The 21,549-nt window shown below is 66.1% G+C and carries 11 protein-coding genes; 9 read left to right on the top strand and 2 right to left on the bottom strand.

Translation table 11 applies throughout. The features are described from left to right. Positions 1–18 precede the first annotated feature (18 nt). Positions 19–1,407 carry a bifunctional UDP-N-acetylglucosamine diphosphorylase/glucosamine-1-phosphate N-acetyltransferase GlmU gene (glmU, locus tag C1717_RS09570; protein ID WP_102372940.1) on the bottom strand — a complete coding sequence of 463 codons (1,389 nt, stop codon included), beginning with the start codon at positions 1,405–1,407 and terminating at the stop codon, positions 19–21. A 193-nt stretch (positions 1,408–1,600) separates the two neighbouring features. Here glmU and C1717_RS09565 point away from each other — a divergent pair, with 193 nt between their 5' ends. The 3 genes from C1717_RS09565 to C1717_RS09555 are packed head-to-tail and all read left to right on the top strand — an operon-like array spanning position 1,601 to position 4,831. Continuing rightward, positions 1,601–2,524 carry an energy-coupling factor transporter transmembrane component T gene (locus C1717_RS09565; RefSeq protein WP_102372939.1) on the top strand — a complete coding sequence of 308 codons (924 nt, stop codon included), beginning with the start codon at positions 1,601–1,603 and terminating at the stop codon, positions 2,522–2,524. After that, positions 2,521–4,077 carry an ABC transporter ATP-binding protein gene (locus C1717_RS09560; RefSeq protein WP_102372938.1) on the top strand — a complete coding sequence of 519 codons (1,557 nt, stop codon included), beginning with the start codon at positions 2,521–2,523 and terminating at the stop codon, positions 4,075–4,077. Before C1717_RS09565 ends, C1717_RS09560 begins: the two co-directional genes overlap by 4 nt. Next, a complete protein-coding gene (locus C1717_RS09555; RefSeq protein ID WP_102372937.1) occupies positions 4,058–4,831 on the top strand; it encodes a DUF6580 family putative transport protein in 774 nt (257 codons plus the stop codon). Before C1717_RS09560 ends, C1717_RS09555 begins: the two co-directional genes overlap by 20 nt. 74 nt (positions 4,832–4,905) lie before the next feature. On the opposite strand, the gene C1717_RS09550 is transcribed toward C1717_RS09555, so the two are convergent. Further along, the gene (locus tag C1717_RS09550) at positions 4,906–5,736 is read right to left on the bottom strand and encodes an exodeoxyribonuclease III (protein WP_102372936.1); all 831 of its coding nucleotides are present in this window, start codon (positions 5,734–5,736) and stop codon (positions 4,906–4,908) included. Positions 5,737–5,983: 247 nt separating this feature from the next. Between C1717_RS09550 and C1717_RS09545 the strand changes: the two genes are divergently transcribed. From C1717_RS09545 to C1717_RS09520, 6 genes are all read left to right on the top strand, one after another. Next, positions 5,984–6,736, top strand: a complete 753-nt coding sequence (locus tag C1717_RS09545; protein ID WP_102372935.1) for an NAD-dependent protein deacylase — start codon at positions 5,984–5,986, stop codon at positions 6,734–6,736. A gap of 184 nt (positions 6,737–6,920) precedes the next feature. Next, entirely contained in the window at positions 6,921–8,633 is a 1,713-nt protein-coding gene (folP, locus tag C1717_RS09540) for a dihydropteroate synthase (protein ID WP_102372934.1), read from the top strand. A 15-nt stretch (positions 8,634–8,648) separates the two neighbouring features. Then, positions 8,649–9,272, top strand: coding sequence for a J domain-containing protein (locus C1717_RS09535; RefSeq protein WP_102372933.1), 624 nt, complete (start codon positions 8,649–8,651; stop codon positions 9,270–9,272). Positions 9,273–9,684: 412 nt separating this feature from the next. Beyond that, entirely contained in the window at positions 9,685–10,152 is a 468-nt protein-coding gene (locus C1717_RS09530; RefSeq protein WP_245859621.1) for a hypothetical protein, read from the top strand. A gap of 373 nt (positions 10,153–10,525) precedes the next feature. Beyond that, positions 10,526–12,364 (top strand): translational GTPase TypA, encoded by a 1,839-nt coding sequence (gene typA, locus C1717_RS09525; protein WP_102372931.1) that lies wholly within the window; start codon positions 10,526–10,528, stop codon positions 12,362–12,364. Between the two features lie 409 nt (positions 12,365–12,773). Next, a complete protein-coding gene (locus C1717_RS09520) occupies positions 12,774–21,431 on the top strand; it encodes a metallophosphoesterase (RefSeq protein WP_102372930.1) in 8,658 nt (2,885 codons plus the stop codon). The last annotated feature ends 118 nt before the right edge of the window (positions 21,432–21,549 follow it).

The following is a 21,549-nucleotide window of genomic DNA, read 5'->3' as shown; positions in this document are numbered from 1 at the left end:
GCCGCGTTCGGGCTCCGGCTAGCGCCGCGCGTTCTTGCGCTCGGTGTAGCCGGCTATGATGCGCTGCTCGGTGCGCTCGATGGCGAGCGCACCGTCAGGAACATCCTTGGTGATGGTGCCGCCGGCGCCGGTCACCGCATGCGCCCCGATGTTCACGGGGGCGACCATCATCGTGTCCGACCCGATGAAGGTGCCGTCGCCGATCGTGGTCGCATGCTTGTTGACGCCGTCGTAGTTGCAGGTGATGGACCCAGCGCCGATGTTCACGCCGGCGCCCATGGTGGTATCACCAATATAGGAGAGGTGGGGGACCTTGGATCCCTCGCCGATAGTCGACTTCTTGATTTCCACGTGCGTACCGGCCTTGGAGCGGTCGAGCATGTGGGTGCCGGGGCGCAGGTAGGCGCGCGGGCCGCAGTTCACGTCGTTCTCGAGGACCGCGTCGATGGCGACGGTCTCGTCGAGCGTGCAGCCGTTGCCGCAGCGGACGTTGGTGAGGCGCGTGTTGGGACCGACAACGCAGTCCTGGCCGATCACGCAGGTGCCGATCATGTGCGTCTGCGGCCAGATCACCGTGTCGCGGCCGACCGTGGCGTCCGGCCCGATCCACGCCTGCGCGGGGTCGATGAAGGTGACCCCCTCGGCCATGAGGTGCTCGTTGATGCGGTCGCGAGCGATGGCGGTGAGCTCGGCAAGCTGGGCACGGCTGTTGACACCGAGCCCCTCGCGGTAGTCGTCGCAGCAAAACGATGTGACGGGCTGTCCGGCGCGGCGAAGGATTTCGAGCATATCGGGCAGATAGTACTCGCCCTGGGCGTTGTCGCAGGTGATGTCGGCGATGTGCGCAGCGAGCTGGGCGCCGTCGAACGCATAGCAGCCCACGTTGCTCTCCTGGATGTCCGCTTGCTCAGGCGTGCAGTCCTTCTGCTCGACGATCGCCAGAAGCGAGCCGTTCTCGTCGGTGATGATGCGGCCGTAGCCAAAGGGATCGGGCGGCAGCATGGAGAGGACCGCACCAGCGACCTCGCCGGTGGAAACGGTGGCGGCGAAACCGGAGATGGTCTCGGGTTGGATGAGCGGCAGGTCGCCGTTGAGCACGACCACCGGCCCTGCGGAGATGCCGGTCGCTTCGAGCGCCACGCGCACGGCGTGCCCGGTGCCCAGGCGCTCTGTCTGCTCTACGCAGGTGATGGCATCGTTTCCGGGGTAGGTCGCGTCGATGATGTCGCGCACCTCGTCGGCATGGCTGCCCACTACCACGACGATGCGCGAGCAACCGGCCGCCAGCGCGGCGTCGACTACCCACGAAATCATTGGTTTGCCCAAGATGCGATGGGCGACCTTGGCGTGGTTGGACTTCATGCGGGTACCCTCGCCAGCGGCGAGGATGATGGCGGTTGCGTCCATATGCTCCCCCGGATAGCAGTTGCATTCCGCGCGTTGCGCCCCTCGATGATACCCCACGCACGGTGCGTTCGCCGGGCGCATCGCCGGACCTTCGCAAACGCCACAGCTACTGCGCAGTCCAGGCGTGTCGGGTTGGTATGATAGGGTGCGCTGCGGCGCTATGCTTGGAGCCTTGGCGTGATGGGAGGTGGCGATGTCCGCGAGAGTCAAACATACGGCGTTCGGCACGTCCCATCCTGCGGTGCCGGCGGTATACCTGCTGGTGACCCTCGCGCTTACCATGGGGGCGTTCCAGCCCGTCCTCATCTTTCTCTCGCTCGCGGGCGCATTCTCCTGCGCGGTCTGCCTGCGTGGCTTCGGAGCCGCGTGCGCAAGCTTCCGTTGGCAGCTCCCCTTGGTGCTCATCATCGCCGTTCTCAATCCGCTGTTCTCCGCCTCGGGCTCGACTGAGCTGTTCAGGTTGGGCGCGCGAGCCGTCTACCTCGAAAGCCTGTGCTACGGCTGCTGCATGGGGATGCTGTTCATCGCGAGCGTCCTGTGGCTGCAGGTGGCGGCGGAGCTGTTGCCGTTCGACAAGGTCATGGCGCTCTTGGGCAACGCCGCTCCCGTGCTCGCGCTCATGGTCGCGCAATGCATGCGCCTCATTCCGCGCTTCGCTCGCCAAGGGCGCACGATCATGGATGTGCACGCTGTTGCCATGGAGGCGGCGCGAGCCGGTGCCGGCGAGCGGGACGAGGGATCGGCCTCGGTCGCCCTCGTCCGTCGTACCTTGCCTGACGCCTTGCGCGACGGTCTGCGGACCTCCTCGGTGCTTATGGGGTGGAGTATGGAGAACTCGCTGGAGACAGCCGATGCGATGCGCGCTCGCGGCTGGGGCGAGGTCCCGTGCCGTACGACATACGCCCGCTACCACTTTACCGGTGCCGACGCCGCTGCCATCGTGGCGCTTTTCGCGTCGACCAGCCTCATGGCGCTCATCGCCATCGCCGCTACCGTGCAGTTTTCGTTCTACCCCACCATGACGCGGCTCGTTCTGTGGTGGGGCTACGTGCCGTATGCCCTATGGATGGCGCTGCCTTGCATGTTGCACGCGTATGAGGTGGTGAGCTTTAGATGATCGAGCCGAACGAAGCTTCGCTAAGCCCGGCTGCGCGGGATGGGGCCTCTCAAAGACCCGCGTCCGGCAAGCAGGCAGCCGCTCTCGCCTTTCGCAACGTGACCTTCACCTATCCGGGCCAGGAGCGCCCGGTGCTCGATGGTGTCGATTGGGAGGTTGAACAGGGATCGTTCACCCTGCTCGTGGGCAGTACGGGATCAGGCAAGTCCACGCTGCTCTCGCTCGCTAAGCCAGAGATCGCCCCGGCGGGGGAGCGCACGGGCGAGGTGCTTGTCCAAGGCATTCCCGTCGAGGATCTTGGCGCGGAGCGTTCCGCGCGCGCCGTGGGCTTCGTGTTCCAGAACCCAGAAAACCAGATCGTGTGCGAAAGCGTCTGGCACGAGATGGCCTTTGGTCTGGAGAACCTCGCGACCCCCCGCGCCGAGATGCGCCGCCTTGTGGCGGAGACGAGCTACTTCTTTGGTATGGAGGATTGGTTCCGCGCCGATACCGCCGAGCTGTCCGGTGGCCGCAAGCAGCTGCTCGCGCTTGCCTCGACCCTGGTCATGCAGCCACGGTTGCTTCTGCTTGACGAGCCGACCGCCCAGCTGGATCCCGTCGCCGAGAAGAACTTCCTGCACGCGCTCTTTCGCGTGAACCGCGAGCTGGGCTGCACGGTGGTGGTCGCCACGCATGCGCCCCGCGCCATGCTGGATTATGCGACTTGCGCGTACCGCCTTGAGGAGGGCCGCATCGCGCGTGTCGAGAACCTGTCTGATTTGGAGAGGCGCTGGGAACCGGGTCTGGGTCACCGGGGGCGGGGCGAGTCACCTCGCCCGACCTCGGAAGAGCAGCCGCCCCCATCCCCAGCTCCCGAGCAGACCCCGGTAGGGCGGCTGATCCCGCCTGCTGCGGCGTCTCGGGCGGTGGAGTTCTCGCGCGCGTGGTTCAGATACGGCCGCGATGACGATTGGGTCTTGCGCAACCTCGACCTCGCCGTCGGCGCGGGGAGCGTGCACGCCCTCGTGGGCGGCAACGGCTGCGGCAAGTCGACCCTGCTCGCCCTCATGGCGGGGCTGCACAAGCTTCAGCGCGGCAGCCTGCGCCGGGCGTCGCGCTCGTGTGCGCTGCTGCCTCAGGATCCGCGTGCGCTCTTTGTTGCCGAGACGGCCGATGACGAGCTTGCCGAGTGGGGAGCGGCTGCCGGCTATGGCGAGGCGGAAGCGAGCGCGATGCTCGAGCGCGTGGGCCTTGCCGGATGCGGGCCCATGCACCCCTACGATTTGTCCGGTGGCCAGCAGCAGCTCCTCGCCCTCGCGAAGCTGCTACTGGTAAAACCCCGCGTGCTGCTGCTTGACGAACCCACCAAGGGGCTGGACATGGCGGCGCGCTGCGCGGTGTGCGAGCTCCTTGACGGGGTCGCCGCAGAAGGCGCCACCGTCGTCGTTGCCACGCACGACCTCGAGCTGGTCGAGCACCTGGCAGACGAGGTGTCGATGATCTTCGATGGCGAGGTTGCTTCGACCGAGCCGACAGAGAGGTTCTTCCAGGGCAATGTCTACTATCGACCGTGATACGCAGGGCGCACGCGCCGCAGGCAGAGATGGCCGTCCAGCCACGCGCCTTGTCCGTGCGCTGCGCGCGCTCGAGGTTCCGCTGCTCGCCGCGGTCCCCTGTGCGATGTTCGCGCTTGCCGCGCTCGATGCCGACCAGTCGGCGCTCTTGATGCTCGTCGTGGTGGCGCTCGTCATCGCGCTCTTCTTCGCAGGGTACGAGGCGGACCGTCCGGGCCTCCGTCAGATCATGCCCACGGTGGTGCTTGCGGCCCTGGGCGCGGCGGGGCGCATCCTCTTCGCCCCGGTACCCGATGTGAAGCCGCTCTCTGCCATCGCGATCATCGCCGGCGCCGCTCTGGGCCCGCGCAACGGTTTCATGGTGGGTGCGCTCGCGGCGTTCACCAGCAACTTCTTCTTCGGCCAGGGTATGTGGTCACCATGGCAGATGTACGCTTGGGGGCTTGTGGGCTATGCGGGCGGAGTCCTGGCAGGCGCGGGAGTTTTCGACCGGGCAGACGGGAGCGTGCGCGTGCCATCCCTGGCGGTGTGGGGTTTCTGTTCCGGGTTGCTGTACGGTTTTGTGATCAACGCCTATGACATCATCGGGTTCGTGCGCCCCTTCACATGGGCAGGGGCTCTTGCGCGGCTCGCGGCAGCAGTTCCCTTCGATCTGATGCATGCGGCATCGACGGCGGTCTTCCTCGTCGCGCTCTACAAACCCTGGACGCATCGGATCGGCCGCGTGGTCGCGAAGTACCGCCTGCGCGAATAAGGCTCGCCGAGGCGATGTGCGAGCCGCGCGGCCCTCGATTGCGCGGCATCTCCCGATTACCGCTCGTTCCGCTCTTACAGCTCGATGACGAGCTCGACGGGGCAGTGGTCCGAGCCGAAGATGTCCGAACGGATGGATGCCTCGCGCACGTTGCTCGCGATAGCGTCGCTTACCAGGAAGTAGTCGATGCGCCAGCCGGCGTTGTTCTTGCGCGCGTTGAAGCGGTAGCTCCACCAGCTGTAGGCGCCCTCTTCATCGGGATGCAGGGCACGGAAGGTGTCCGTGAAGCCAGCGTTCAGAAGCTCGGTGAACTTGCCGCGCTCCTCGTCGGAGAAGCCTGCGTTGCCGCGGTTGCTCTTGGGATTCTTGAGGTCGATCTCCTCGTGCGCGACATTGAAGTCGCCACAGGTCACAATCGGCTTGCCGGTCTCGCCCTCGAGCCCTTTGAGGAAAGCGCGGTAGGCGTCGTCCCAGGCCATGCGGCCTTCGATGCGGGCAAGGCCCTCCTTGGCGTTGGGCGTGTAGACGTCCACGAACCAGAACCGGTCGAATTCGAGTGCGCACACGCGGCCCTCGGTTGCGGCTTCCGCCACGAGGTCGGCGACCTCGCCTGCACCGGCGAACGGAAGCAGGCTGTCCGCTCGGCGCACGGAGAGCGGCTCCTCACGCGTGAACACGGCCGTGCCGGAATAGCCCTTGCGCTCGGCGTAGCTCCAAACCTGCTGGTAGCCAGGCAGGTCGAGCGAGACCTGGCCCTCCTGAAGCTTGGTTTCCTGGAGTGCTAAGATATCGGCGTCCAGCTCGCTCGCGATCTCTGTGAAGCTCGGCTCCTTTTTGAGGACGGCGCGCAGGCCATTCACGTTCCACGAGGCGAACTTGTAGCTTTTAGCTGCGGTGTTGGTCATGGTGCTCCTTCAGGGCGGGGTGGTGCGCGGCGCTCGGCTTGCGCTGGCGCACAGCGGCCGGTTTGCTCGGGGCGCGTACCGTTGGGTCCGCGTTGAGCGCCGGTGTGCCTTCGGGTCTATCCTACCTGAGCGCGCCGGGGATGGGGAGCATGCGGCATGGCTTCGTGGATTCTGCGGAGGGCGAGCATGCGGCGCGATGCGCCTCAGGGGGTAAAGGATTTCAGGGCAACGGGCAGGGGAGACGCGCATGGAAACAGCGATTACCGAGGTCAAGGCGGCTCAAGATGCACTCCGGCAGCTCTTCGGCACCCACCAGCGAGTGGTGTTCTTCGGCGGGGCGGGCGTGTCGACCGCGAGCGGCATCCCCGACTTCCGCAGCGTCGACGGCCTCTACCATCAGCATTTCGCCTATCCGCCCGAGGAGATGCTCAGCCACGGCTTCTATGTCGAGCATGCGCCGGAGTTTTTCGAGTTCTACCGCGAGCGGATGATCGCACTCGATGCCGTGCCCAACCGCTGCCATACGAAGCTCGCAGAACTCGAGGCGGCAGGTACGCTTTCGGCGGTCGTGACGCAAAATATCGACGGGCTCCATCAGGCTGCAGGCAGCCAGAGCGTGTACGAGCTCCATGGTTCGGTGCACCGCAACATCTGCCAGCGCTGCGGAGCGGTCTACGATGCCGCGTGGATATGCGCTCGCGAGCACGAGGACGAGCAGGGCGTGCCCGTTTGTCCGGCGTGCGGCGGCTCCGTCAAGCCCGACGTGGTGCTCTACGGCGAATCGCTCGACGATGCGACGGTGGAGGGCGCCGTGCGCGCCATCGCCCAGGCGGACGCGCTCGTGATAGGCGGCACCTCGCTCGTGGTCTATCCGGCTGCGGGACTCATACGCTACTTCACGGGCGACGTGCTCGCGATCGTGAACCGTGATCCCACGCCGCAGGACCGCTACGCGGACCTGCTGATCTCCTGCGACATCGCGCAGGCGTTCGACTTCTAGCCCTTATCGCTCGGCTCTACGTTCAGTCCCGGGCGCCCGTCCGGCCCATCGGCATTTCCTGGAACCTTGCGCGGGTGACGTATCGCACGGGGCCGGGCGGATACAATAGTGAAAGCTCTGTACCGGCTCTTTATCGATCGTCTCCGGCAGTGCGCTCAGCCGGCGACGAGGCGAAAGGATCATCATGGCTCGTGACACCAAGATTTGGCGCTGCGGAAAGCATACCCTCACGTTCGACCGTCCTCGCATCATGGGCGTGCTCAACGTCACACCCGATTCGTTCAGCGATGGCGGGGAGCACTTCGACGCGCAGGCAGCCATCGATCATGGCTTAGCGATGCTCGATGCGGGCGCCGACATCATCGACGTGGGCGGTGAGTCCACGCGCCCGGGGTTCACGCCGGTCAATGCCGACGAGGAGGCCAAACGCGTCCTGCCCGTGATCCGTGCGCTCGCCTCCAAGGGAGCGATCGTCTCCATCGACACGCGCCACGTCGAGGTCGCCAAGGCCGCGGTGCGCGTGGGCGCCTCCATCGTGAACGACGTCACCGGCTTCACCGATCCCAAGATGGTCGAGTTCGTCAAGAACAGCAACTGCGGCGTGATCATCGTGCATGCGGGCGAGGTCTCTGATCCGCCGGCTCGCACGCGCACGGCCGTGCAGCTCGACACCTCGGCAGCGGCATTCGTGGCCGAGCGTGCCCGCGAGGCCGAGGAAGAGGCCGCGGCGGGCAAGGGCGCTAAGCGCGGCCACGGCAAGGTGCTCGGCGGCAAGCTGGGCATCGCGGTGCAGCCGCCGCTGCCGTTCGGCGACTTGCCCAACGGTTCGGCAGCAGCAGATGCCGAGGCCGAGGCTGCAGCGCAAGCGGCTCATGCCGAGGAGGACGCCCGCGAGGTCGCTTCGCACGAGGAGGCGCGCGTCATCGAGCAGACCGACCAGCTTGCCGCCGTCATGCGTCGCTCGGCGCGTCGTGCCGAGGCCTATGTGAGCACATCCCAGCTCCGCCGCTTCACCCTTCCGGATTCTGCCCCCATCATGCGCCGCGTGATGGGCTTCCTCTCCGATCAGGCGCGAGCTCTCATGCATGCGGGCGTGGAGCGCGAGCGTATCTGCATCGATCCGGGCGCGGGATTTGGCAAGTCCGCCAACGAGGACGTGATCATCCAGCGCGAGACCGCCAAGATGGCGTCGCTCGGCTATCCGCTCATGTGCGCGGTGTCGCGTAAGCGCTTCGTGGGCACCGTCTCCGGCGTCGTCGACGCGGCTGACCGCGACGCCGCCACGTTCGGCGTGTGCCTGGGCGCCATCGAGAACGGTGCGAACATCGTGCGCGTGCACGACGTAGCTGGTTTCGCGCAGTTCCTGAATGGTTTTTGGGCGGTCGCCCGCCCGCAGCCGCGTCGCGCGTTCGTGGCGCTTGGCTCCAACATGGGCCAGCGACTCGATAACATCCGGCGCGCACGCGACCTCATCGCCGAGATTCCGCTTACCTGCGTGTCCAACTGCTCGCGCATCTACGAGACCGAACCTGCCTACGAGACGCGCCAGTCGCCGTTTGCCAACGCCGTGATCGAGATCAAGACCGAGCTGGCGCCGCTCGTGCTTATCGACGAGCTGCTCGATGTGGAGAACCGCATGGGCCGCAATCGCACCAAGAGCGCCAGGCCCAACGGCCCGCGCGTGATCGATTGCGATCTGCTCTGGATGGATGGCGAGACGCACGGGGGCAACAAGCTGCAGCTGCCGCATCCCAAGCTGGGCGAGCGCGACTTCGTGCTCGTGCCGCTCGAGGACCTCATGCACGATCCGGCGCGCTTCTTCCGTTACGAAGGCGTACCCGTGGTGGAACCCGAGGAGCGCATCGGCCATGTGGTCGGCGAGCTCGGCAGCATGTAAGGTCGAGACGTGGCGATGACGCGCGATGAGGCGCTGACGACGCTCGGGTTGGACGAGGGCGCGACGCGCGAGGAGATCCAGATCGCGCACCGCGAGCTCGCCCAGATGCTCCATCCCGACAAATTCAGCGAGAACAAGCGTTTGCGCTCGCGTGCCGAGCAACAGATGAAGCGCATCAACGAAGCGCGCGACGTGCTGCTCAAGAGTGCGGGGAGCGCACGCCGCTCGGGAGCGGCCGGCACGGGCCGAAGTTCCGGAGGGCGAGCGCGGGGCGGTGCTTCGGGCGCGGGCGCTGGGAGCGACTCGCCGGCTCAGATTCGATTCGAGGCAGAGGCTAGGGCGCACGCTGCCGAGACCGCGCGGCTCACGGTGGCGGCGCAGCTGCGCACCATGTGCGAGCGGCGGCGCAGCATGGGCGGCTTGGCGGCGGTCGCCGCGCTCGCGATGCTCGTGACCTCCCGCATGCGCGGCACGCTCGGCATGCTCGTCTTCTCGGTGGCCTCGATGCTTACGGTATGGGGTATCGTGGACGTCGTGAGCCTGTCCAGTCAGATCGCGACCTTGCGCAAGCGCTCCGCCGACCTGCTGCGCCAGCGCGATGCCGCACGGAGGGTGGCCGAGGAGGCCTCCCGGCTGTAGCTGCACGAAGCCCGGCATCCGGTCCGCTTCCCGCTGGTGCCCCGTATGCGGCGATCATCGGCGCGTCGTGCACCGCTCAGGTTGAAATGTCCCCATAGCAGCATCTCGATTTCTTCGAAATAATCGAGATGCTGTCAGATAGCCGTTTTGGGGCTGTATCGGATCGATTCTGGCCAATCTGGGGCATCTCGATTGCCGAAGGCGCGGTTCCGTTCATCGAGCTCCCGAATAATAGCCATTTTCATCGTCGGAGCCCTCCTGAGCGTGCCCGACTGCCGGGAGGGACCGTCTCTGCATCATCGAGGTGCGGCAGAATGGACATTTTGCCGAGCGTCGCGGTCGTGCTACCCGTGCAGCCGCGGTTTCGCGGTGCATGCGCTACCATAGAGCGCAGCAAACGAGAGGAATGCCCATGCCCAAGAAGCCACAGCAACCGAGCCAGGTCTCACCGGAACTCGACGAGATGGTTTGCGACCTGATCGGCTACATGCTCGACGAGCTTGCCGACGGTGGCGATCCCGGTGTCATCACGTGCGTCGAGGATGCCGAGGGCACGCGCGTCGAAGCTTCGTTCACCGATGATGGCGAGGAGGCCTGCCTCGAGGCGGCACGGACGCGCATCGCGCAGAACGCTTCTGGCATGGCGAAGGAGAAGCTGGGTCCCATCGCGCGGTACGCCATCGGCTATGTGGGCGGCGTGCAGCTGGAGGACGGGTTCGCGGATGCGGTACTCGTGAGCTTCTACGAGCGCGGCCTTGCCGATGAGGAGGAGGTGCCGACGGGGTACTCGGCCTACGTTCTCTTCGAGGGCGCCGGCGAGGGCGATGGCTTCGCGTGGGCAGATCCAGCGCCAGCCGGTGCGGAGGAGCCGCTCATCTAGGTGGGAGACCGCTCAACGTTATCGTAGAGAATATGCATAACTATATAAAATAAATCGAAAATAATACGATTATATTTTATAAAGTGAAATTAATTTACGATTAGCCAATAAGAAATTCCTTAAACATACGACAGCGGTGCACAAGATGCATATTTGCTGCGAGGGCGCACGGCGGCATCGCTCGCAGCATAATGAGCCGAAAAGCTGCATGCGAAAGCACCTATGCACGTCCTCTGCACGTGGATTCGTAAAGATTCCGTCATCGGGGGCCATGTCGGGCACGGGCGAGGTGACAACGTGCCGCTAAGCGCTATAATCTGCTGGTTCACCGAATCAATCTGGTAATACCACCCTTACTAATATAGGAGCCTTCATGCGCGTCGAGAATCTGAGGAACATCGCTATCATCGCCCACGTCGACCACGGCAAGACCACGCTCGTGGACAAGCTGCTGCGCGCGACGGACGCCTTCCGTGCCAACCAGCAGGTCCAGGACCGCGTGCTCGACTCCAACGACCAGGAGCGCGAGCGCGGCATCACGATCCTCGCCAAGAACTGCTCCATCGAGTACAAGGGCATCAAGATCAACATCATCGACACCCCGGGCCACGCCGACTTCGGCGGCGAGGTGGAGCGCGTACTCAAGATGGCCGACGGCGCCCTTCTGCTCGTCGACGCCTTCGAGGGCCCCATGCCGCAGACGCGCTTCGTGCTCAGCCACGCCATCAAGACCGGGCTCTCGATCATGATCGTCATCAACAAGATCGACCGCCCCGGTGCCGACCCGGAGCGCGCCTACAACGACTGCCTCGACCTCATGGCCGACCTCGGCGCCACCGACGAGCAGCTCGAGTTCGCCATGGAGCACGTGGTCTACGCGAGCGCGGTGAACGGCTACGCGCGCCTCGACCCGCTGGCCGACGGCGACGACATGTACCCGCTGCTCGACATGATCATCCGCGAGATGCCGGCTCCCGAGGTCGACGAGACCGCGCCGCTCGCCATGCAGTGCGTGACCATCGACCACTCCACCTATGTGGGCCGCATCGGCATCGGCCGCATCTACTCCGGCACGCTGCACGACGGCGATACCATCCTCGTGGTGAAGAACGACGGCACCAGCTCCACCGCCACGGTGAAGCAGCTCTACACCTTCGACTACCTGGGTCGTTCCGAATGCCAGGAAGTCCATGCTGGCGACATTGCCGCCGTGGTGGGCATCGACCACACCGACATCGGCGATGTCTACACCGACCCCGAGAACCCGGTGCACCTCGATCCGATCGAGATCGACCCGCCGACGCTCTCCGTCGTGTTCGAGGCGTCGACCTCGCCGCTCGTGGGCCGCGACGGCGACATCGTGGGTGCGCGCCAGCTCAAGGAGCGCCTCGCCCAGGAGGCCGAGAACAACGTGACCATGCGCATCGAGGAACTCGAGGACAAGAGCGGTGTCGAGGTGTCCGGCCGCGGCATCCTGCACCTGTCCGTCCTCATGGAGACCATGCGCCGCGAGGGCTACGAGTTCCAGGTGGGCCGCCCACGCGTGCTCTTCAAGAAGGACGAGGCTGGCAACCGCATGGAGCCGGTCGAGCAGGCCGTGGTCGAGTGCCCCGACGAGTACTCGGGCAAGGTCATCGAGGTCTTTGGCAACGCCGGCGGCACCATGGTGAGCATGCAGGCGGGCAAGACCGTGACGCACCTCGAGTTCAAGATCCCCACGCGCGGCATCATGGGCCTCAAGAACCGCATCCTGAACGTCACCCACGGCGAGGGCGTGTTCTACCACACGTTCCTTGAGTACGGCCCCTACGCCGGCGAGCTGGGGCAGCGCAACAACGGCGCCATGATCTCCATGACCACTGAGAAGGCCGTGGCCTACGCGCTCGGCACGCTCCAGGAGCGCGGCACGCTCTTCGTCGAGCCCGGCACCGAGTGCTACGAGGGCATGCTCGTGGGCGAGCGCAGCAAGCCCGGCGACATGGTGGTCAACATCGCGCGCACCAAGAACCTGGGCAACCAGCGCAGCTCCACCGCCGACATCGCCGTGCAGCTCACGCCGCCGCGCACGTTCTCGCTCGAGGAGGCGCTCGAGTACATCGCCGACGACGAGCTCGTGGAGATCACGCCCAAGAACATCCGCCTGCGCAAGCGCATCCTCGACGCCACGGCCCGCAAGAAGGCCGCCGTCCGCGCCGGCCAGGTGAACAAGTAGCGCGTCCGACCCAGCGCGGGCGTCCGTTCCGGTCCAGCGCCGGAGCTCCTTCAAGCCGGCACGGGCGTTCTGCCCGGCCGGCTTGAGCTTTCTGTACGGCCGGCGCGGTCTTTCCGTCCATATCCGTGTATCTCGATAGATCCCGATTCATCGAGATACACGGATATGGACGCTCCCCGGGGGCTTTGTGGACCGCTCCGGTCATGGCCCCTGAACGGGCCGTTCCCCGTGGGCACATCGGCAGACAACCCTTCTACCTGCTGCCTTACCAAATCCTGAAACTCCTTTACCGCGCCCTGCAGGGCAGCTGACAAACCGTTCCTATGCTTGTCGTGGACTGTAGAGGTTCCGTGCGATAGCTGTGCGCAAACCGCGATGCGCGGATGATCGGGGAAGTCGAGGTACAGGTATGAACGATGCCGGCATGAAGGACCGCCGCCCAAGGGGAGATGCCGCAAGCGGCGTGAGACGTCGGCTCGTGGCACTGGCGGTGAGCTTCGTCCTGGTGGCCCAGGCGATGCTCTCGCCGCTTGCAAGCGTGGTGGCGTATGCCGAGAACGAGGGGGTCGCGTACGGCGGGTTCTCCTCGGGCGACGGCGCAGATGCCGCGCGGATTTCCACCGATGACGGCGAGCTGCGCATCGCCGTCCTCTCCGATATGCACTATTACCCCGTGAACTTCGTGAGCGACTGCGCCGACTACACTACCTACGTCGGCGGCGACCCCAAGATGCTCGAGGAGTCCGGCTCCATCGCCGACGCGGCGCTCGAGATGGTGCGCGAGGACGACCCGGATATCCTTATCGTCTCGGGAGACCTCACCAAGGACGGCGAGATCCAGGGGCACCGCGACCTGGCGGCCAAGTTCCAGGAGCTCGAGGACGAGACCGAGACCGAGGTCTTCGTCATCAACGGCAACCACGACATATATAACTACGAGGACGCATGCACGTTCGAGAACGGATACAAGGAGAGCGCGCAGACCACCACGCCCGACGAGTTCAAGGAAATCTACGCGAACTTCGGCTACAACGGCGATTTCGATGCGCGGTACTTCGCGAACCCCGTCTCCGGTGAGCAGGCCGGCGAGCTCTCATATGCCGTCGACCTCGGCCGGTTCACGATCGTCGCCATCGATTCCGGTATGTACAGCCCTGACGCCGGCACTGGTTACGACACCAACGAGCACATCACCGCGGGCCGCGTTGATGAGGACCTGCTTCCCTGGGTGACCGAGCGCGTGCGCGAGGCGGACGGCGAGGGCGACACCGTGATCGGGCTCATGCACCACGGTCTCGTGCCGCACTTTGAGGGCGAGGAGGACATTCTCTCCGAGTACGTCGTGGAGGACTGGCAGAACGTGGCGACCGAGCTGGCCGACGCCGGCATGCGCTACATCTTCACCGGCCATATGCACGCGAACGACATCGCGGAGTACACCACGGTGAGCGGGAACCGCATCACCGACCTGGAGACGGGCTCGCTTTCCTCTTGGAAGAGCCCCATGCGCACGGTGACCGTCGCCAAGGGCGAGCCGCTCGATGACGGCACCCAGCGGACGCACGAGACGTTCACCGTGAGCTCGCGCGGCGTGACCTCGATCGACTTCACCGACCATACGGGCCAGACCACACACATCGACGATTTCCTCGCCTACACCCAGGAGCGACTCTATCCCGAGACGCTCTTCAACAACATGGCCAACGGCATGCTCCGCCCCATGCTGCAGGAGATCGGGCAGACGGGTCTGCGGCAGTGGATCACCGAGATCCTACCCGACATCGACCTCGACGCGACGATCCTCGACCTCGTGCGCGGTGCGCTCGCAGGCGGCATGGATATCGAGCTCGGCACGGGTATCGGCCGCGTGCACGTGGAGTACCGCAACGGCGGCGTCCAGCTGTCGCCCTCTGGTACCGCGGGCCTCATCGGAGACATGACCATCACCGACGCGCAGCTGCTGCGGATCGTCTACGACGTGCTCGACAAGATCGAGGCGCGCTACATCGACGACCCCGATTGGCTGCTTGGGCAGGTCGACCAGATCGTCACGCGGGTGTCGAACTACGGGCTCTCCTCGCTCGACGGCGAGCAGCGCACGATCTACGACCTCGTCCTCGTCATTCTCACCGGCCATTACGCGGGGTCCGAGAACCCGCCCGCATGGGCGGCCGATGCCGTGGCGACCATCCGCCAGGGCGACATCGTGAGCGACCTCATCGTCCTGCTCGTCGACGACGTCATGCCGATCCTGGACGATGTCCTGGCGAACACGTCCATCGACACGGGCATCGCGTTCAGCGGCCTGTGGAAGACCGCGATCGACAGCGTGACCGATGACGGGAACCTCAAGGCGACGCTCGAGACGTTCGGATTCGACGAGACCGCCATCCGCGGGCTTATCGACGGGCTCATCAACGAGTACATGAGCCCGAGCTTCCTCACGGGCATGGGCAACCTCGTGGGGGACATCTGCGATTCCATGCTCTACGACACCAACGGCGCCGACGACACGATCGGCGGCGAGGGCCGCACCATCACCTTCGACGGGGCCACCGAGGCGCCCGCGCCCTCGGTGGAGAACGGCCTTCTGCCCACGCAGGTCACGATGACGCTGGGCGCAGACCCAACGACTTCGCGCAACATCCGCTGGTACACCGGCACCAACGTGGCTCAGGGCACCGTGCAGGTGGCCACGGATGCCGCCTTCGAGGACATCGTCGCCGAGGTCGATGCGAGCTCCGAGGAGGTCACAAAGCCCAGAACCCAGCTCAACCTTGGGCTCGTGACCACGTATGGCACCCAGCAGGCGATGAAGCACTCCGCCACGGTGACCGGCCTTGCCGAGAACGCCGACTATTTCTACCGCGTGGGCGATGCCGAGCACGGCTACTGGAGCGATGCCATCGCCTTCACCACGGGCGGCGAGGCGGATGACGCGGACGCCTTCACGTTCATCGACGTCAACGACTCCCAGGGCATGGTCGAATCGGACTACGATGTCTACCTGAACACCCTCTCCGCCGCGCGCGGGACCTTCCCCGATGCCGCCTTCACGATCCACGGGGGCGACTTCGTGGACGATGGCGCCAACGAGGACTACTGGACCTGGGCGCTCGATGACGATGCGAACGTGGCCCAGGGCATGGCCATGGCGCCGGCCGCCGGCAACCATGAGGCGAGAAGCGACGTCGAGGGCATCACGGACGCGAACCCCATCATCTCGCACTTCAACCTTGCGAACGTGCCGGAGGGTCAGGACCTCTCCACGGGCGTGTACTACTCCTTCGAGTACCAAAACGCCACGTTCGCCGTGCTCAACACCAATGACCTCGGTGCGGACGGTGGCATCTCGCAGGAGCAGTACGACTGGGCCTACCAGACGCTCTCCGCCGCCGATAGCGAGTGGAAGATCGTGCTGCTTCACAAGAGCCCCTATTCCAACGGGCCCCATCAGGCCGATGGGGACGTGGTGGCGATCCGTGCCCAGATGGATGCGCTCGCCGCCGCCTGCGACGTGGACGTGGTGCTCTCCGGGCACGACCATGTCTACAACCGCACGCCCTACCTCGTGCGCGGCGAGGCCCAGACCGTCACGACCGAGACCCAGACCTACCAGGGCACCAACTACGAGACCGCCGTCAACCCCAACGGCTGCGTGTTCATCATCGCTGGCACCTGCGGCGTCAAGAACTACGCGCAGGACACCACGGGTGGCATCCCCAGCCAGGTGGCGCTCGACCTGAGCGTCCCCGTCTACACCGGCTTCACCATCGACGGCGACCACCTCTACTACCGTGCCTATTCCGTGAACGGCGACACTTCGGATCTGGTCGACAGCTTCGCTATCTCCAAGGCGGAGGAGGAGACGCCCGCTTGGAAGCTGGTCGAGGAGCAGATCGCCGCGCTCCCCGAGCAGTCGGAGGTCGCACTGGGCGACGCCGCCTCCATCGAGGCCGCCCGGGAGGCCTACGACGGCCTTTCCGCCGAGGACCAGAGCCAGGTATCCAACCTGGACCGTCTCGTTGCGGCCGAGCGCATGCTCGCCCTGCTGCAGGACGTCGACGGCAAGCGGACGGTGACGGTCTCGGACCATGACGATTTCACCGCGGCGATCAACGACCCCGGCGTGGGCACCATCATCACCCAGGGCACGATCGAGTTCGATGAGGGCGGCCTGTTCGATGACGGCGACCGCGAGATCTACATCAGCCGCGACGTGGTGGTCCGCGGCACGGGCGAGCTCCGCTACTGCCGCTTCCATGTGCAGAACGGCGCGACCCTCGTGCTCGCCGACTCCGTCTACGTGAACAACACGCGCAGCCAGGGCTCCCTCTACGACGCGCTCAACCCCGTCGAGGTCAACGGCGGCGGCACCCTCATCACGCAGGACAGCGTGTCCCTGCGCACCGAGTACGGTACGGGCGGCAGCGACGAGGGCGTGGCCGTGAAGCTCATGGGGGCGGGCGCCACCGCGATTCTCGGCAGCTCGGGTACCTACTGGGGCTCCGAGGCGGCGGTGCTCTCCACCGCGAGCGGCACCACGCTCGTCATCAACGACGGCACGTATAACGCCAAGAACAGCAACCGCGTGGTCATCGACACCCACGGCGATGCCACGGTGAACGGCGGAACCATCTCGAGCATGTGGATCTCGGGCACGCTGCGCGTGAACGGCGGCACGTTCGAGCACCAGGACTCGGCGTCGAGCAACTGGACCCCGCTCGCCGTCTCGGGTGGCGACGCCTACATCACCGGCGGCACGTTCGAGTCCTATAACGGCCGCGACGGCAACGCCTCCATCAAGCTGGAGAATGGCGCCCGCCTGCACATCCTCGCCGATACCGATGGGGCCGTGCGGATCGGCGACGTGAGCGCCTACGTGGGCTCGCCCTCCACGACCGACTACGAGAACGTGCGCCTTGGTTACGTGCGCGCGAACGGCTGGAACGGTTCCGAGGACGGGATCTACCGTGTCGACGGGGCCGTGAGCGCGAGCTCCGTGGAGGAGATCGCGGCCCTCGGCGGCTCGCACCTCTCGACCGATGACGTCTCGGACAACGGCAGCTACATGACCGCGGTCCTGCCCGACGGCACGAGCACGGTCTTCGGCAGGTACTGGCTCTACGGCGGCAGCGGCGGCAAGGGCGCGCCCGCGGGCTCGGGCATCATCGGCTCCGGCGACGTCATCGTCTACGGCCCGGTGCGCACCATCCAGAACAACCCGGTCACGGGCGTGACCATCGACGGCGACGCCACGCGCCTCGTGGACCTCAACCAGGAGGGGGCCGACACGCTGCACCTCACGGGCTACACGACGCCGGCGAACGCCTTCGACAACGGCATCACCTGGAGCTCGGACGACGCGCAGACCGCTTCCGTCGAGGAGCTCAACGGCCAGGGCGTGGTCACGATCAAGCAGGCCGGTGGCGCCAACATCACGGCCACCTCCGACTCCAACCAGGACGTCTCCGCCTCGGTCGAGGTCATCGCCGTGCGGCCGGAGCTCGCGGGCGCCGACATGCTCGACGATGAGACCTCGACGGCGACCTATGCGGCTGACAAGGGTTTCGAGAGCGCCGCCTACGATGATCGTCTCACCTGGCAGTACTCGGTGAGCGACCAGACCATCGCGACCATCGACGCCGAGACCGGCGAACTCACCAAAGTCGCGGCCGGAAGCGTCATCGTGACCGCGACGCTCTGCCTCGACGGCAAGCCTACGGGCATCACCGTCGCCAAGGACGTCGTGCTCAAGGCGGTACCCGAGGCGCCCGAGGTTGATATCGTGAACGGGCTCATCGACGTCCAGGTGACCGACGCCAACGAGGCGATGGCCGCCGAGCACGGCCCCCAGACCTTCGAGGCCCTCATCGACAACTCCGAAGGCGCGAACGATTCCTACACCATCGGCGAGGTCTACTCCGAGGAGGTGGCTGCCGCCAACCCGCTCGAGGCATTCACGAACTTCCTCGGCGTCACGCGTGCTGCAAAGGTGTACAAGGTCGACGTGACCATCTATGCGGCGCCCTACGTGGCCGCCTTCGACGAGGCGCTCGGGCTCGAGGCGGGCACCCATGAGCTCGAGGGTGACGAGTCCGTGACCGTGACGCTGGTGTGGCGCGACGGCGACCCGTCTGCCGAACCCGCCGTCGAGGCCGGCTGGACGCTCGCGAATCCTGATGCCGCGACCATCGCGTTCAAGGTCATGTGCAAGTCCGCCCAGGCGGCTCCCGTGCTCACGGTGACGCCCGGCGCCGATCACGCGACGGTGACCGTTACTGGCGCTGACGGGGCTCAGCTCTACGGCGACATCCAGTGGTCCGATTACGAGACCGACTGGACCCCCAATACCTTCGAGACTCTCCCGCCCGGCACCAACGAGCTCCCGGTCAGGAGCGACGGCACCTTCTACATCCGTGCCGCGGGCGACGAGACCCACGACCCGAGCGAGGCCTCGAGCGTGACCATCAACAAGGTGACCTTCAAGGTCAACGAGGGCGAGGGTTCGTTCTCCGAAGGCTCCCCCACCACGTGGTACCTCGAGTCCGGCGAGGCCGTCGGTGCTGACAACATGCCGACCGTGACCCGCGACGGTTACGTCTTCGCTGGCTGGAAGACCGCGGACGGCACCGAGTTCGATGGTGCGACCACCGTCAACGGCGAGATGACGGTCACGGCGCAGTGGACCCAGCTCGTCACCCTCACCGTGACGCCCGCCGAGGGCAACACGGGCTTCACCTACGATGGCTCGGCGAAGACGTTCGGCTTCACCGTGGAGCCCGAGGGCGTCGCCGCCGACAGCTTCACGGTCGAGTACCGCGCGGCAGATGCGGATGAGACCGACCCCTGGACCGGCGAGGCGCCGGTGAACGCCGGCACCTACGACGTGCGCGTGACGCGCGGCGCGGACGGCACCTACGAGGCGTACTCCCAGCTCTTCGAGGACGGCCTCGTCATCGCCAAGGCGACGTACGCCACGCCCAGCGTCCTCTACTCCGACGGTGAGGCCGCGGGCTCCGTGCGCATCATCCTCCAGCACGGCGATGCCGATATGTACTACTGGAGCGAGAGCGACGACCTGAGCGATGCGCTCGAGGCCGAGGGCAACGAGTTCGAGGTGGACCATGCCGGGACCTACTACGTCTTCGCCCCGGCGGGCGGGAACCACAACGCGAGCGAGGTCAAGGAGGTCGAGGTGATCGGGGTCACCTTCGACGACGGCGACGGCATCGAGGGCGACGAGAACGAGGGCGCCGTCTTCACGGAGGGCGCGACCGAGGTCCTCATGGCCCCGGGTCATACCCTGCGCTCGTGGGGCGGCATGCCCAAGGTCTCGTGGGACGGCCATGAGCTCCTGGGCTGGGTCGCGCCCGACGGCAGCGAGGTGACCGACCTCACCGCTATCGAGGAGAGCATGACGCTCACCGCCCAGTGGAACCCGCCGGCGCCTGAGCCCGGTCCCGTGACGCCCACGGCTCCCACGGCCGAGCAGGTCTCCCAGATGCCGGGTATCTCGGTCTCGCTCCATGGCGTGAACGAGCTCAACAGCGAGGATGCCGAGGGCTCCCACCCGGATGTGACGTACGCGGCGACGGGGGAGAGCGCGCTCATCGCGGGCAGCCTCACGGTCGCCGAGCCCGTCCAGGACCAGCAGACCGGCGCCTGGACCGTCCAGGTGACGCTCGACGGCGGCGCGTACCTCGACAGCTACTCCGGCCAGTATGGCGAGCACTACTTCGCCGACCCCGCCGACCAGGTGGGCGAGCGCACCTTCGCCCTCGCCTACAACGAGACGACGGGTACATGGGCCGTGGCTGACGGTCAAGATGCCGCCTTCGCCTTCGATATCACGTGTTTGACGCTCCGTCCGGCGAACGCCGAGATCTACGTCGGCGGCGAGAGCGACACCGGCGGCCATTTCGTCGACCAGTACGTGGTTGACGGCCAGGGCAACGCCTACACGGTCGAGGAGCTCAACGCCCTGCTGAGCGATCAGACGGCGCGCATCGCCTACTTCGACGAGGGCGGTGCCGAGATTCTCGACGACACCGACCCCGGGACCTACGAGGCCCGAATCGTGCTCGACGGCACGTCGCGCTCGGGCGAGCAGGCCGTCGTCACAGTGGACGGCGAGCAGTATGTCTACGCGCTCGAGCCTGCCGATCTGGTGATCCGCAGCGTGTCCGATAGCGTCGAGGCCGAGCGCGGCAGCCTGAACGTCAACCTGCTCGGGGCGACCGATGCCGCGTCCGTCCGGGCGGCGCTCGCCGAGGCGTCCGGCGGCGTGGTCGCATCCCTGCCTGCGGGCACGACGGTCAACTTCAACGGCGACGCCGACGTTGCGCTCGCGGACGTCAGCGGCGTGACCCTACTCTCCGATGACCTGTTGCCCGGCCCGCGTGAGGGCGAGCTCGTTGCCCATGCCGAGGAGCAGCTGGGTGTGGAGATCGGTTCTGCCGACACCTATGACTTCCAATATCTCGACCTGGTCGATGAGAACCAGTCCAACGCCTGGGTGAGCTCCTCGCTCGGCACCGATGTCTACTGGCGCATTCCTGAGGGCGCCGACGCTTCGAGCGTACGGGTCTACCACTTCGCCGGCCTTCACCGCGACTACGACGCGGACGATGCCGAGGTCTCCGACCTCATCGAGGCGAGCACGGTGGAGACGGTATCCCTCCAGGTTGACGGGGAGAACGGTTTCGTGAGCTTCCATGTGGATGAGTCTGGCTTCAGCCCGTTCCTCATGACCTGGGAACAGATGGAGGACCCCGGCACTGATCCCGAGCCGGACCCCGATCCTGAGCCGGACCCCGATCCTGAGCCCGAGCCGGGCGATTCCGATTCGGGTGGCCCCAACGGAAACGTCGGCGGCTCCGGTGATATCGAAAGCGCGGGCGACGGCTCCCAGGTCAGCGGTTCGCAGGTCGCGAGCACCTCGGACGGAAGGCTCTCGTCCACGGGCGATAGCACCTGGCTGATTGCCGGCGGGGTAGCCCTGGTCGGCACGATAGCGGTCTGTGCCGGCGCCCTCATGCGCCGCGGCAGGCGGCACCGGGGCTAACGGCTACCACGGCGCAGTCCGCCACGGCCACGTGGAGGCGGCGCCACCGGGCATCGCATTAAAGCGGGTCCCTCGGCATCTGAGAAAGGTGCCGAGGGACCTCCTCGTTTGAAGGCCC

Source organism: Enorma phocaeensis (genome assembly GCF_900186505.1).
Classification (GTDB): domain Bacteria; phylum Actinomycetota; class Coriobacteriia; order Coriobacteriales; family Coriobacteriaceae; genus Enorma; species Enorma phocaeensis.
Note: the sequence above shows the minus strand (reverse complement) of the source record. Positions and strands in the feature narration are given on the sequence as shown.

Coding starts and splice junctions, on each gene's coding strand:
- C1717_RS09520 (WP_102372930.1), top strand. CDS start 12,774: ATGAACGATGCCGGCATGAAGGACCGCCGCCCAAGGGGAGATGCCGCA.
- typA (WP_102372931.1), top strand. CDS start 10,526: ATGCGCGTCGAGAATCTGAGGAACATCGCTATCATCGCCCACGTCGAC.
- C1717_RS09550 (WP_102372936.1), bottom strand. CDS start 5,736: ATGACCAACACCGCAGCTAAAAGCTACAAGTTCGCCTCGTGGAACGTG.
- C1717_RS09560 (WP_102372938.1), top strand. CDS start 2,521: ATGATCGAGCCGAACGAAGCTTCGCTAAGCCCGGCTGCGCGGGATGGG.
- folP (WP_102372934.1), top strand. CDS start 6,921: ATGGCTCGTGACACCAAGATTTGGCGCTGCGGAAAGCATACCCTCACG.
- C1717_RS09535 (WP_102372933.1), top strand. CDS start 8,649: ATGACGCGCGATGAGGCGCTGACGACGCTCGGGTTGGACGAGGGCGCG.
- C1717_RS09530 (WP_245859621.1), top strand. CDS start 9,685: ATGCCCAAGAAGCCACAGCAACCGAGCCAGGTCTCACCGGAACTCGAC.
- glmU (WP_102372940.1), bottom strand. CDS start 1,407: ATGGACGCAACCGCCATCATCCTCGCCGCTGGCGAGGGTACCCGCATG.
- C1717_RS09565 (WP_102372939.1), top strand. CDS start 1,601: ATGTCCGCGAGAGTCAAACATACGGCGTTCGGCACGTCCCATCCTGCG.
- C1717_RS09555 (WP_102372937.1), top strand. CDS start 4,058: ATGTCTACTATCGACCGTGATACGCAGGGCGCACGCGCCGCAGGCAGA.
- C1717_RS09545 (WP_102372935.1), top strand. CDS start 5,984: ATGGAAACAGCGATTACCGAGGTCAAGGCGGCTCAAGATGCACTCCGG.